Annotated in this window: 12 protein-coding genes; 4 read left to right on the top strand and 8 right to left on the bottom strand. The window is 31.5% G+C overall.

Going from position 1 to position 14,746, the window contains the following annotated elements; all coding sequences use genetic code 11:
* Positions 1-2 precede the first annotated feature (2 nt).
* Positions 3-545, bottom strand: a complete 543-nt coding sequence (locus tag B4L98_RS12815; RefSeq protein ID WP_291078381.1) for a lipocalin family protein — start codon at positions 543-545, stop codon at positions 3-5.
* Between the two features lie 125 nt (positions 546-670).
* Between B4L98_RS12815 and B4L98_RS12820 the strand changes: the two genes are divergently transcribed.
* Genes B4L98_RS12820 through B4L98_RS12835 form a run of 4 tightly spaced genes read left to right on the top strand, consistent with a single transcriptional unit; the run spans position 671 to position 2,915 of the window.
* Entirely contained in the window at positions 671-943 is a 273-nt protein-coding gene (locus B4L98_RS12820) for a DUF2089 family protein (protein WP_291078383.1), read from the top strand.
* Positions 936-1,415: a PH domain-containing protein gene (locus B4L98_RS12825; protein WP_291078385.1), complete on the top strand. Its 480-nt coding sequence runs from the start codon at positions 936-938 to the stop codon at positions 1,413-1,415. The genes B4L98_RS12820 and B4L98_RS12825 overlap by 8 nt, the downstream gene beginning before the upstream one ends.
* Positions 1,396-1,992: a hypothetical protein gene (locus B4L98_RS12830; protein WP_291053334.1), complete on the top strand. Its 597-nt coding sequence runs from the start codon at positions 1,396-1,398 to the stop codon at positions 1,990-1,992. The genes B4L98_RS12825 and B4L98_RS12830 overlap by 20 nt, the downstream gene beginning before the upstream one ends.
* Complete coding sequence (locus B4L98_RS12835; RefSeq protein WP_291046572.1) at positions 1,989-2,915, top strand: alpha/beta hydrolase; 927 nt, start codon at positions 1,989-1,991, stop codon at positions 2,913-2,915. Before B4L98_RS12830 ends, B4L98_RS12835 begins: the two co-directional genes overlap by 4 nt.
* Before the next feature lie 374 nt (positions 2,916-3,289).
* Here the strand turns inward: B4L98_RS12835 and B4L98_RS12840 are convergent, their stop codons facing one another.
* From B4L98_RS12840 to B4L98_RS12870, 7 genes are all read right to left on the bottom strand, one after another.
* Positions 3,290-4,141 carry a carboxylesterase family protein gene (locus B4L98_RS12840; RefSeq protein WP_125350343.1) on the bottom strand — a complete coding sequence of 284 codons (852 nt, stop codon included), beginning with the start codon at positions 4,139-4,141 and terminating at the stop codon, positions 3,290-3,292.
* 103 nt (positions 4,142-4,244) lie between these two features.
* On the bottom strand, positions 4,245-5,699 hold the full coding sequence (locus B4L98_RS12845) for a glycoside hydrolase family 30 protein (RefSeq protein WP_221855164.1): 1,455 nt from the start codon (positions 5,697-5,699) through the stop codon (positions 4,245-4,247).
* Positions 5,700-5,704: 5 nt separating this feature from the next.
* Positions 5,705-6,544, bottom strand: coding sequence for an endonuclease/exonuclease/phosphatase family protein (locus B4L98_RS12850; RefSeq protein ID WP_221855166.1), 840 nt, complete (start codon positions 6,542-6,544; stop codon positions 5,705-5,707).
* 93 nt (positions 6,545-6,637) lie between these two features.
* The gene (gene bglX / locus B4L98_RS12855; protein ID WP_221855167.1) at positions 6,638-8,884 is read right to left on the bottom strand and encodes a beta-glucosidase BglX; all 2,247 of its coding nucleotides are present in this window, start codon (positions 8,882-8,884) and stop codon (positions 6,638-6,640) included.
* A gap of 10 nt (positions 8,885-8,894) precedes the next feature.
* Entirely contained in the window at positions 8,895-10,235 is a 1,341-nt protein-coding gene (locus B4L98_RS12860; protein ID WP_221855170.1) for a glucoamylase family protein, read from the bottom strand.
* Positions 10,235-11,668, bottom strand: coding sequence for a RagB/SusD family nutrient uptake outer membrane protein (locus B4L98_RS12865; protein WP_286495499.1), 1,434 nt, complete (start codon positions 11,666-11,668; stop codon positions 10,235-10,237). The genes B4L98_RS12860 and B4L98_RS12865 overlap by 1 nt, the downstream gene beginning before the upstream one ends.
* Before the next feature lie 19 nt (positions 11,669-11,687).
* A complete protein-coding gene (locus B4L98_RS12870) occupies positions 11,688-14,615 on the bottom strand; it encodes a SusC/RagA family TonB-linked outer membrane protein (protein ID WP_291078387.1) in 2,928 nt (975 codons plus the stop codon).
* Positions 14,616-14,746 lie beyond the last annotated feature (131 nt).

A 14,746-nucleotide genomic window follows, 5' to 3' on the forward strand; every position in this document is an offset into this window, starting at 1 on the left:
TCTTATTTCGCAATTGGAACTTGAGAAGGCCAAATTAATTTACTTGGATCAAACCCTACTTTTTTTACCGAATCAGAAAACCTGTCTTTTACCTTATCCGAGATCTCTTTCTTACGCGATAAAATCCATAACTTTTTATAATCTTCACTTGCAACTAACGCATTGTTGTAATCTTTATCAAAATCGATAACATACAATTTCTTTGCAAAAATTGGTAAAAACGTTGTCGAAAACAACCCAACATTTTCGATATCTTGTGCTGCAATTCCTTCAATTTTCTCCCACCCTTTTTTCTTCGCATTATATCCGCGTACAATTACTTCCAATTGTCCATTTTCTTCGTTCAAATTAAAACGATGTGTCACATTTGTTTGTCCTTTTTGCGCTTTATTTTCCAAACGTGCTATTTCGTACCAACGCCCTAAAAATCCACCTAGATCAAAATTTTGAGCAGGTTTGTATTTTACATTTTTCTTATTGTGATTAACGATATATGCTGTTGTCCCTAACGCCAATGCTGCAAGGGCTAATTTCTTAAAATTCATTTTACTAAAACTTAGGTTGCAAATGTATCAATAATATTAAAGTTGAAAAAATATGATTTCACATTTTGAATTAATTAAAGTTTTATTTAATTTTATTGAAACTAATTTTAACATTATTTAATCTAATGAAAAAACTTCCTGTTATATGCCCCAGCTGTACAGAAGAATTAGCGGTCGAAAAGTTGATTTGCAATCATTGCGAAACACAAGTTGTAGGAAACTATGAACTTCCTTTATTTCTGAAACTTACAAATGAAGAACAAGCATTTATTATGCAATTCTTTATCAACTCAGGAAGTTTAAAAGACATGGCAAAAGAATTTGAAGTCAGCTATCCAACGATGCGAAATAAAGTAGATGATTTGATTAATAAAATAAAAACAATGTCTGATGAATAAAGAATTTTCGGTATCGATGTCGCCTTTTTTCAAGGTTACAACTGCAATTTTAATTGTATTATTAATCTTAATTGGAGGAGTATTGTTTAAAGAAACAGAAGTATATGTTGCGGTGATTTATGCAATCATTATTTATCCATTGTTTGCGTATTATTATTTAATCTCTTTAAATAAAATTAAAGTTGATTTGAATAATATTTATTTTATTTCAAAAATTAAAACGAATATTATTCCGATAAATGAAATAAAAATTATTAAAAGAAAATCTCAAAATAATTTGATAATCGTTGGATGCAGAGGATTTATGGGATTGATAGGAAGATCTATGGATAATTATCGATGCAATATAAAAAATCGTACAAAACTTGTTGCGATAGAATTAGAAAATGTAAAATATTTGGTGAGCTGCGATCAGCCAGATGAATTTGTTAACACAATAAATACACTAAAAAATGATAAAGAAACTCCTTAATCCATTTGCATATTTCGATGAAAAAATACTGTTCATTATTGGACTATTTTCGCATTTCCTTTTCACTTATATCGCCAATATTACTGAATCTTTTTTCCCTGATTTTTTAAGCATTAAGAAAAATGGAATTTCTTATTCTTATCTCGATTTGTTGTATCAAAATACGAGAAATTTAGTAATTGCAATCCTCATATTTTACATTTTAGGAAAAATCATCAATAACAGAACACGAATTATAGACATTGTAAACGTTGTTTTAATCTCAAGAATCGCTTATTACATTGTATTCATAACGGATTTTATTCCAATTGTCAACAAAAGTATGGACAAGGTTTTGAAAGGAGTTACAACAAATAATCTCGAAGTTTTGCACGAAGCTCCAACAATGATTGTACTTGTAATTGTAGCTTTTATCGCGATATTTTTCTTGTGTATAATGCTCTATTTTTTATACATAGGTTTCAAAACTGTTACAAACATGAAAAATACAAAACAAGTTTTTGCTTTCATTGCTACCTTGTTATTTATCATTGTTTTAACCACAATATTATCATTATTAATACCACAAAAAATATGAAAAAAGTTTTATTTTTCTTTATACTTATTTGTTCTACAGTTTTTGGTCAATCAAAAAATGATTTCACAGAATCAGATATTCAACTTAACGAAAATCAAGTTAAATTATTTGGAACATTATGTTTACCTCAAAATGCAAAATCTAAAATACCAATTGTTTTATTAATTTCTGGTTCTGGACCAACAGATAGAAATGGAAACAATAATATGATGATTAATAACTCTTTGAAATATTTAGCTCATAGTTTAGCTGAAAAAGGAATTGCATCTATTCGCTATGACAAAAGAGGAATCGGAGAAAGTTCTATTGCTAATTTGGACGAGTCTAAACTTACATTTGATGATTACGTTGAGGACGCAAGGAATTGGATAACTTTCTTAAAAAAAGATAAAAGATTTGGTTCTATTTCAATAGCTGGACACAGCGAAGGTTCATTAATTGGAATGCTTGCATCTTCAAAAAATGTCGACAAATTCATCTCGATTTCTGGTGCAGGAGAATCTATTGACCAAATACTTAAAAAACAATTAAATCTACTTCCTGAACAATTAAAAACCGAATCGTATGCTATTATAGATTCTTTGAAAAATGGAAATACTGTAAATAATATTAATCCTAATTTATCTTCATTATTTCGTAAAAGTGTACAACCTTATTTAATTTCTTGGATTAAATATAATCCTGTAAATGAAATCAATAAATTAACTATTCCTTTTTTAGTGATTCAAGGGGGTATGGATATACAAGTTGATACGGAGAACGCTAAAAACCTATCTCCTAAATCTGCTGTTATTATCAAAGGGATGAATCACGTTTTAAAAAATGTTACTTCAAAAGATGATTTATCTTCTTACAACAACCCAGAACTTCCAATAAATATAGAATTAGTAGAAGTCATTTCTAATTTTATCCTCAAAAACTAACTATAAAAGACAAAGCAAATTGCTTTGTCTTTTTATTTAAGAATTAACAAGCTGTTCCTCCTTCAAAATTTGTAATTGTAGTTTTTTTTATCAAATTTTAGAGTGATTGTCATTGTTCCATTAGCTAAAACTGAATCAGATTCTATATTTTATTTACCTATTATTTCTTGATCTACATCAATTTAAAATAATAATTCTATTCTTAAATTTACAATTCTTATTTGTGATTCGTAACAAAGGAGTTTAAAGATTATACAGATTTTTCATAGTATAAAGTTGGTTAGGTTATTTAGCAAAGAGCAGAAGAAACTTTTGCTCTTTGTTTGTTTTATATTTATAATCATTAAATAATTTATCATGTACTTATATTTTTATTAGTCAACAATTATTCGATTATTTACTTTTTTATTCCCAATTATTGATTGATTAATAAAATTGAAAACTTCGTCTAAATATTGTTTTCTTAATCCAGACCATTCATGTTTTCCTGAATTAGAGAAAATAGCAAAAGATGCCTGACTATATTTTCTATTCAAATCTTCTAAAGTAGCAGAACCATTTAAAGGAAAAAATCCTGGTTGATTATCCAAACAACTTCTGTGTGGCGCATTGTAAGCTGGTACAACATCATCGCTTAAACCATGTACATAAACTGTTGGCAAAACACTCGATTTTGTAACATAACGATTGTCTACAATCGCTCCTGCATAACTTACTAATCCATCAATTTTAACTTGATTGAATTGATTTCCGTACCATAAATCTCTCAAATAATAAGCATTTAGAATAGTCTCCGCTCCTGCACTACTTCCTCCTAAAATTAATTTATTAATCGAGAATTTAAGTTCTTTTGAATTATTTTGAATAAAATTTAGCGCAGTTAAAACATCAAAAGAGGCTTCTTTAAAAATCATCAACTTTTCTTGTTTTGGCAAATCACACCCAAAACCAGCCGAAGAATTTGCCAATAATCTATACGAGATAGAAACAGCTACGAAACCTCTTTCTTGAGCATCTTTCATTCGTTCAATTTCTTCTTTATCCGCTCTTGTTCCTCCTGAAAATCCGCCTCCGTGTACCCAAGCAAATACATTATAGGTTTGATTCTCTTTATAGTTTTTCGGATAATAAATATCAAACGCTAAATTATTTTTTTTATCATATACTATCGTTTTCTGCGCATATGTATAACTTATCATTAAAAATAAGGCAACTAAATATTTCATTTTCTTCTATTCTAAATAAAAATTGCTTGACTTTAACTTCTTACGTTGTCAATTTGTCAAGCAATTTACTATAAATAATTTTCCCTTTAATTATTCTATTTTTTTACGAAATAATGATTGTGCTAATCGAATGTTCTTGCGAATTTACCTCAACAGCTTCTCCTTCTATCCATAAATTATATTGATAAGGTTTATCTGTTTGATTCATCACAACCACCACAACTTTTCCGTCTTTGTTTACAAAGGAAGTTGTCATTAAATCTGAACGATTAGACGATGCCGCAATTCTTTGCGCACCTGGACGAATAAATTTTGAGAATTGACCAATGTAGTAAAACGAATTTGTATACGTAACCTGTCCATTTCTAGTATCACCATGAATTGGTGCAAAACAGAAATTTCCTACGTGATTTGGTCCTCCTTTTTCATCCAACAAAACATTCCAATCTGTCCAAGCAACTGTTCCGGAGTTAAAATCGTTGATCATATTGTAACCATATTTTTCACCCAATGCCCAATTTCCCATTTGATTGTAATCAAATTGTTCTTTACAACCTTCTGTAAAAATTAAATTAACATTCGGGAAAGCTTCGTGAGTTAACGCTACATTATTGAATAAATTCACGCTTCCGTTCCATGTTTCGTACCAGTGAAAACCAACTCCCCAAACATATTTAGCAGCTTCAGAATCATTCAAAATAGTTGAAGCACGTTGATAAATTAAATCACGGTTATGATCCCACACAATAATTTTTTTGTCTTTTAATCCTTTTTGGTGAAAAGTCGGACCTAAATTATTTTTCAAAAAATCACGTTCTTCTTCAGCTGTATAAATACACGATTCCCATGTTTGCGTTGCCATTGGTTCGTTCTGAATAGAAACTCCCCAAATTGGTAAACCAATTTTCTCATAATTCTCGATAAATTTCACAAAATAGTTAGCCCAAGTTTGGTAATATTCAGGTTTCAAAGAACCTCCTTTTAACATACTGTTATTCGTTTTCATCCAAGCTGGCGGACTCCAAGGACTTGCATATAAACGATAGGCATCTTTCATTTCTGCTTTTGCCATTTTAATCATCGGAATTTTATAATTCAAATCATGTGCAATGTCAAAAGTTTTTAACTCATTATCATTATCTTTTACATACGTGTAACTATCGCTCGAAAAATCACTCGAATTTATTGTTGTTCTAATCAACGAATAACCAATTCCTTCTTTTTCGCTATAATAAGCTTTGATAATTTCTTGTTGCGTTTTCTTTGGCAATTTTGCTAAAACTTCTGCTGAAGCATCTGTGATAGCTCCTCCAATTCCTTCAAATTTTTGGAATTTACGTTTTGGATCAATAAAAATTGCAATATCTGTTTCTTTTGGTTGTGGAAACTTTTTTACAGCTAACTTATCTGTCGATTTTGCGATACGTTGATTCGTATTTTTTGCAGTTGTATATATTTCGATTTTCTTGTTCGAAAGTTTAAAATCTTGCGCATTTACGGCAAAATAATTTAACAATAAAGCTGCAATAAGAGGATATTTCAAATGTGATTTTGTCATAATTATTATTGAATTAAAAATTTGGCTAAAATTGGTAAATGATCTGATGGATATTTGAAATCGTAGAAATCATCAATCGTATTGAAACTTTTACACGTTACTTTTGAATTCTTTTTGTAAAAAATGTAATCTAAAATTTCTGTTCCTTTTACATTGAATTTAAAATCTTCCCATGTAAAATCTGGTCCATAAACCATTTGCGCATTTAGACGAGTATCTAAATATTTGTTTTGAATATATTTAACAGATTCATCGTTTTGATTCATATTAAAATCTCCCATAAAAAATGCTGGAACGTTTTTCTTTTCAGTTAACTTTTGAATTAAATTATCAATCATTTCTAACGATTTTTGACGCGCAATTTTTCCATCATTATCAAAATGTGTATTGATTATCCAAAATGTATTTTTCGTTTTTTTATCTTGAAATAATCCGTAAGTGATAATTCTATAATAAGAAGCATCCCAACCTTTCGACATTTTTTCTGGCGTTTCTGATAACCAAAAAGTATGTTGTTCTAAAACTTTATATTGATCTTTTTTATAGAAAATAGCAGAATATTCAGCGTTTTTATCATCATTTCGAGGAGATCCAATAAAATCTAAACTCGAATTATTTTGTTTGATAAAATCTAACTGAGGAACTTGCGCTTCTTGTACACCAACAAAATCAGCATCATAATATTTGATTAAATCAACCAATTTTTGTTTGCGAATATTCCAATGATTTGCGCCATCATCAACAGACGCTAATCTAATATTGTAAGACATAATTGATAAATTTTGTTGTGCAAAACCTATCATTGTCATGATTAAAACTAAACTTAAACTAATATATTTTTTCATGTGTGTGATGTTAAAAAATTCCAAGTAAGCACAACAATACTTACTTGGATGAGAAATAAATTAAATTTCTAACTAAAACTATAAATGAGGAATTTAATCAACTAAAGTAAAACTTGTTTTAAGCGTTGCGTCTGAATTTCCACCAACAAAAATGTCGAAATCTCCTGCTTCTGCAACATAGTTCATATTGATATCGTGGAATTTTAAATCTTCTGAAGTTAATGTAAACGTAATTGTTTTTGTTTCTCCTTTCTTAATCATCACTTTATCAAAACCTTTCAATTCTCGAACTGGACGCGTCACACTTCCTACTAAATCGCGAACATATAATTGTACTACTTCTTCTCCATCGTAGTTTCCTGTATTTTTAACATTTACAGTGACTTTGATTTCATCTTTTCCATTCCTCATCGTTGATTTGTTCAACTTTAAGTTACTATAATCAAACGTTGTATAACTTAAACCATAACCAAATGGATATAAAGGCGAATTCGGAGAATCTGTATAACGAGATTTATATTTTTGCTCCGCATCACTCGCTCCTAAATAAGGTCTACCTGTATTTTTTTGATTGTAATGAATTGGTATTTGACCTACAGAACGAGGAAATGTCATCGGTGTTTTGGCCGAAGGATTGTATTTTCCATACAACACATCTGTAATCGCTAAACCTCCCATTGTTCCTGGATACCATGCGTATAAAATTGCATCCATATTATCATTTTCCCACGAAATTGTCATTGGACGACCAGCCATTAAAACTAAAACAATTGGCTTACCAAGTTTCTTTAATTCTTTTAATAATTCTTTCTGATTTCCTGGTAAATCTATATTTGTTTGAGAAGCAGCTTCACCTGTTTGATTCTCGTTTTCTCCCATAACCGCAACAATTACATCCGAGTTTTTCGCTATATTAATTGCTTCTTGAAAACCATCAGTTTTAAACGAATTAAGTTCTGTTCCTTGTGCGTAAGTAATTTTTGCGTTTTTACCTAAAACATCATTCAAACCTTCCCAAACAGACCACGCTTTTCCATAACGATCTCCACGTGCAGCCCAGTTTCCGATGATATTTTTCTCATCTTTAACTAAAGGTCCAATAACTGCAACTTTTTGAGATTCTTTTAATGGTAAAATTTGTTTATCATTCTTTAATAAAACCATTGATTTACGCGCAACATCACGAGCTTCATTTAAAAACTCTTGTTTCATTACCGTTTCTTTCTCTCGTTTTGCATTTGAATAACGATATGGATCTTCGAAAAGACCTAAATCATATTTAGCTTCTAAAATTCTACGAACCGCAGTATCAATCACATCTTGTTTTACTTTTCCTTCTTTTACTAATTTTGATAAATGATTAAGAAAAGCACCACTCATCATATCCATTTCAATTCCTGCTTCAACCGATTTTAGAGTTGCTTCTTCCAAATCTTTTGCAATTCCATGAGGAACTAATTCCTGAATCGCCGTATAATCTGTTACAACAAACCCTTTATAATTCCACTCTTTACGCAAAATTTGATCGTACAAATATTTACTTGCTGTAGAAGGAACTCCTCCAATTTCGTTGAAAGACGTCATGAAAGATCCAGCACCTGCATCAACAGTCGCTTTGAAAGGCGGCAAAATATAATCTCTTAAGAAACGATCAGAAATTTCTACCGAACCATAATCGCGACCAGCCTGCGCTAAAGCATATCCTGCAAAGTGTTTTGTACACGCTAAAACGGTATTTAAATCATATAAACTTTTACCTTGAAAACCATTAACACGCGCTATTGCAATTTTACTTCCTAAGAAAGTATCTTCACCTGCACCTTCAGAAACACGTCCCCAACGAGGATCAAAACCGATATCAACCATCGGAGCAAAAGTCCAATGAACTCCGCCAGCAGCTGTTTCTTCAGCAGCAATTCGAGCCGATTTTTCAATTGCTTTTAAATCCCAAGAAGAAGCTTCACCAAGTGGAATTGGAAAAATAGTTTCATAACCATGAATTACATCGTATCCAAAAATTAATGGAATTCCAAGACGTGTTTCTTCAACAGCAATTTTTTGTAATTTTTTGGTAATATCTGTTGTCGTAGCGTTAAATACAGACCCCATCATACCTTGTTTCGTGTATTTTATATAATTTTTATCAATTGCAGAGCCTGTAACATCACCTCCATCATAGGTATATTGTACCATCTGACCCACTTTGTCATCAATCGTCATTTGACTCATCACATAATCAATAAACTCTGATTTCGATTTCGATTTATCAAACTTTATTTTTTGCGCATAAGTATTGAATGCTAATCCTAAGAAAGCAATTGAATAAATTAGTTTTTTCATTTTTTTGATTTTAATTCGAGGCTGTTGTTTTGAATTTCAATTTGTCTAAACCTCTTTGTACATCTTCATTTTGCATAAACAATTTCCACAATAATCCAGAGCGATAATTCTCTATCATTGGTGTAATTGTTCCTTGATCTATCGCCAAATATTTCGTAATCACTCGATCATTTTTTACATCAACCGCATCATACGGACCTGCTACTCCAATCAAGCTTTTGTTTTGTTTTTCGTAAATAAACTTCAAGAAATCCATAGATTCTTTCGGTGCATATGGGAAAGACGATAACGCAGCTGTAGGCGTAATTACATTATTGTCATTTAATGGAGAGTGTGCTGTATAACCTTCTGTTCCATCTCGATTGAAGGTATAACTTGCCGTTAATCCCCACATATTTTTTTTGTACTTCTTGAAACTTTCCGTTTTTTGTTGATTGTAGATGTAATGAATCTTTGCTTGATTTTTCACTACTTTTCCATAATCAATACCAATTCCATCTATTAAATTGTTCGGATTAAGTCCAATAAATGAATATTGTGCCCAAAATAAAGGTCCAACATTTTTATTAGCTCCGTTATGCTTTACAATCAATGGAACTCCGTATGCAGAATCATTTGATTTTATATCACCATTTCTCGTCCAACCATTGTAATAAACTTCTGAATTGATAGAATGTTTTGGAGAAGCCGCAGCAATAACATACGTAATCATGGTTTCATCAAATCCTTTTAAAGGAAAATTGATTTTCCATTCGTAATTTGGAGACCAATGCCAGTACAACACATTTTCTCCTCGTGTATAAAAATTGAAATCGATTTCTTTCCAAAGTTGATCAGCTAATTGCGAAATCTCTATTTCTTTCTCATTTTTAGAATCTTTGAAATACTCTTTCAAACAAATTAAACCCTGAGCAAGAAATGCAGTTTCTACCAAATCACCTCCGTTATCGTATGTACTAAAAGCTTTTACTTTTCCTGTTTCGCCATTTAACCAATGTGGCCAAGCTCCATGAAAACGATTTGCATTTTGTAAAAATTTCAATCCTGTTAAAATTCGTTCAGTTGCTTCTTTTCTTGGAATAAATTCGCGATCAATACCAACAATTAAACTCATTAATCCAAATCCTGTTCCTCCTGTTGTAATGATATTTGAATCATTTTCTGGATAAAAACCATCAGGATGAAAACGTTCACGAGCTAATTTTGAATGAGGTTCAGCGTAATCCCAAAAATATTGAATCGTCTGTTTTTGAACTTTATCTAACAGCTTATTTTCTTGTTTTGTTTGAGCAAAAGCACTTGCGCCACATAAAAAAGCGCAAGTAACTATTGTTTTATTTAATTTAATCATTACCAACCTGGGTTTTGAGTCATTGTTGGAGTTTGAATAATTTGTCCATTTGGAATTGGGAACAATTCATGTTTTCCAGTAACGAAAGTTTTACCATTTTTCGCCATCATCTCTTTTGCTTGACCAGTACGAACTAAATCAAACCAACGATCATGCTCAAATGCTAACTCCAAACGTCTTTCATTCCAAATTTTTAATCGTAATTGATCTTTAGACATACTTGCTATTGGAGCTAATTTTACACGTGTTCTAACACGATTAAGAGGTGTTAAAGCATCTTGCCCAATTTCATTTGCTGCTTCAGCTTGAATTAATAAAACTTCAGAAAAACGAATTACACGAATGTTTTTGTCTCCATCCGCAGAACCAAGATTCGCACTTGAATACGCTTTTTCGTTATACATCGGGTTTTCTACAGAAGTTGGAACTAAACGACCGTCATATAAAGTTTCACCTCTAAAAATGATTGTTGCATCACGACGAATAGCATCTCCTTCAGCATTAAAAGCATCTAATAAATTTTGAGAAGGAACATTGAATCCCCATCCCCAACCTCCAGTACCACGAGCTCCTTGAGTTTCTGAATATTGTTGAACGCCATGCGCAACAGCATCTCCACGAGCTTGGATTTCAAATAAAGACTCTTTACCATTCTCAGTTTCTTTTCTCCAAGTTGTTGCGTAATCACTTTCTAAATCATAAATACCAGAATTAACAACGGTTGTAGCCATATCGTACGCTTGTTGATTTTTTCCTTGGTATAAATATACCTTTGCCAATAAAGCTTGAGCAGCTCCTTTTGTTGCACGTCCTAAATCTTTTGCAGCATATTCATTTTTAGTAGGAAGTTTTGATATTGCATCTAATAAATCTGCTTCAATGTATGCATAAACTTCTGCTTTTGGTTTACGTACTGAATAAGACGCCGGAACATCTAACTCCTGTATCACAGTATCTCCAAACATACGAACCAAATAGAAATAAGAAACAGCTCTCAAAAATTTTGCTTCCCCAATTAATCTATTTTTTTCTGCATCTGTGATTGATGATTCTGTCGTATATTTTATAGAATATGACGCTCTACCAATTGTTTTATAAAAACGTTTCCACATAGCTTCGATAGAACCAGTTGTAGAACTATGTAATAATTCGTCTAAATCTCTTTTATCTCCACCATTATCTGTAGAGGAACTTCCTTTATCTGCATTATCAGAAATCATTTCAGTAACTCCTAACCAAGAGAATGCATAATCCCAATCTGTAAACATTCCGTAAATACCATTCACATATTTTTCTGGAGATTGAGAAGCTTGATCATCAATAGCTATATTTTCTTGAGAATCTACATTCAAAAAATCACTTGTACATGAACTTAATGTTCCGATTGAAAGAATAGAAGCTAATGTTACTATTTTAAATATATTTTTTTTCATTTTTTTAAAATTTTCTAGATTAGAATTCTACGTTTAATCCAACTAAAAATGTTCTAACATTTGGATATGCAGAGAAATCCATACCTGTCGTTCCATAAGGACTTCCATCATAACGTTTTCCTTTTACATTATCTAAAGTTAATTCCGGTGTAAATCCTGAATACTTCGTAATCATGAATACATTTTGTGCACTAACATATAATCTTAGGTTTCTGATAAAATCAATTTTATCTCTAAAATTATATCCTATTGTCATGTTACTTAATTTGAAATAATTACCTTTTTCTAAATAGTAAGAAGAAGCAACTTGATCACGCTCCGCTCCTGGATGAGAATTTGTACTACCAGCTCCTGTCCAACGATCGTTAAACATATCAACTGTTATATTTTCCCCTCCTAAACGTGTATTTTTGATACCATTGTAAATCTTGTTACCTCCAGCTCCGTAACCGCTAATCGTTAAATCGAAATTTTTATATTCTAAACTAACATTGATTCCGTAGTTATATTTTGGAATATATGATCCCATGAATTTTTTATCACGATCATCAATAACTCCATCTCCATTTTGGTCTTTGTAGCGTAAATGTCCTGGACGAGCACTTGNNTGAGCATTGCTATTTATTTCATCTTGTGTTTGCCAAACACCTTCTACTTCATATAACCAGAAAGAACCAAGTGGTTGACCAGCTTCTAAACGTTTTGCAATTTGTCCATTTCCTAAAGAACCTCCTGTCATTCCAGAATATCCTTCTTTCACAGATTTCACTTCATTTTCATTGTAGTTAAAGTTACCACCTATCGAATATCTAAATCCTCCAGCTGTTTCATTACGATAATTCAAAGCAATTTCAAAACCTTGATTTACTACTTTTGCAGCATGGTCATAAAAATCTTTTTCATAAGGAGACGATCCTATTTGTTTAATATTTAAGATGGCATTTTTCGTGGTCTTGTTGTAGTAATCTAAACTTCCTGATAATTTACCTTTCAATAACTCGAAATCTAGACCAGCACTCCATTCATCTACAATTTCCCATGAAATATCATAAGCTGGAGATCCGATATAAGCTCCATAAATTAAATCTTGACCTGGTCCAAAAACATAATTCGCATTATCACTACCTGTTGAAGTAGAAATTGTTGTATAATTGTATGGCACATCTGCATTACCTAAGCGTCCCCAACCTCCGCGAAGTTTTAAGAAAGAAATTACATTACTATCTTTTAAGAACTCTTCGTTAGAAATATTCCAAGCAGCAGAAACTGATGGGAAAGTTCCCCAATATTTTTCGTTTTGTTTAAATTGACTTGAGCCATCTCTACGAATAATTCCAGAAACGTAGTATTTATTTGCGTAATTATATTGTAAACGCGCAAAATAAGAAGCATAAGCAATTGGAGTGTAATTATTTTGATCCATTGCAGCCTTGTATTGTCCAGAAGCATGATGAGCTGACCAATATTGTTCTTTATCAGGAACATCATATACTGTGATATCTGAATATTGACCAATACCCATTTTTTCAGCAGAAACTCCCGCAACAACATTGAACGAATGATCTCCAAATTTGCGATCAAATGTTACAAAATTTTCCCATGACCATCTAAATGTTTCTACATTATTTAGATTTAGAGAGTTATTCATATAAGTTGAACTTGCTGGATTTTTCGCTTTTAAATCTTCAAATTCAGCAGCAGTTCTAATTGGATTACCTGCAATCCATCTTTCTTTAATTGGATTAAATTCTCTGTATTTGTACCAATATTTTGTTCCTCCAGCACGAGAAGTTACAGTTAAACCTTTTGCTAATTTTAGTTCAGCTTCAATATTTCCTTGAAGCGTAGTAGAATTAGCTTTTTGATTATCATAGAATAAAGTAGACATTGGATTACCATGAGAGTTCAAATTACTTGTCACCTCTCCTGGTTTTGCAACGTATGTTACTTCTCCTGTAGTTGTATTAAAAATAGGTAAACCCCATCTTCCGTTATCATATTTTACAGGAACTAATGGTGACTGACGGTAAGCTGTATCAAATGCTCCATATGGTTTAGGAACTTCTCTAGAAAATGTAGCGCTAACGTTTTGTTTAATCTTTAAAACTCCATCAAACAATTTGTAATCGTTGTTACTACGAACAGTTGTTCTTTTGAAGTTATTTCCTTCTAAAATTCCTTTCTCTTCGAAATTATTAATACTGAACATGTAATTAATATTTTCTCCAGCACCAGCCAACGAAACATTATTACTAACTAACTGTCCTGTGGTTAACATTTCATCAAACCAATTCGTGTTATATTGTTGATTTGTAGAAATCAAAGAACCTCCTGTTGCTTTTCTTTGCTCGTTAAAATAAGTTATGTACTGATTAGCATCAGCCATATCTACCATATTCATAGTATTTCTTACTCCAATATATGAATCATAGTTAACTCTTATCTTTCCTGTTTTACCACGTTTAGTTGTTACAACAACAACACCGTTTGCACCACGAACTCCATAAATAGCTGAAGATCCTGCATCTTTTAAAACATCAATTTTTTCAATGTCATTTGGATTAATATTATTAATATTTGGAACAATTAACCCATCCACAACATACAAAGGAGCTTTACCTCCCAAAGCTGTACCCATTCCACGAACCAAAACAGTTGGTGTACCTCCTGGAGTATCCGTATTAATAATATTAACACCAGCTAATTTACCCTGCAAAGACTGCATGGCAGTTGTACTTGCAATTTGCGTAATGTCTTTAGCATTAGCTGATGAAACAGCTGATGTAAGATCTGATTTCTTAACAGTACCATATCCAACCACAACGGCTTGATCTAGTATAATAGAATCACTTTCAAAAGGATCTCCTATCTGTATAGAATCGTTAGTAACTTGGGCATTTACACAGAAAGACCCGAGAATAAATAATGGAAGAAAATATTTTTTCATTCTATTTCAATAAATGGTTATTTCAAAAATAGAATGTTTTAACACTTGATTAACAAGTAATAATTTTAGTTAGAATAATTTTCTAAAAAAATAAAATATATAATACTAAATACCAAATAATTATAAATCAT

It is taken from the genome of Empedobacter sp. UBA5528, assembly GCF_002426075.1.
GTDB lineage: Bacteria > Bacteroidota > Bacteroidia > Flavobacteriales > Weeksellaceae > Empedobacter > Empedobacter falsenii_B.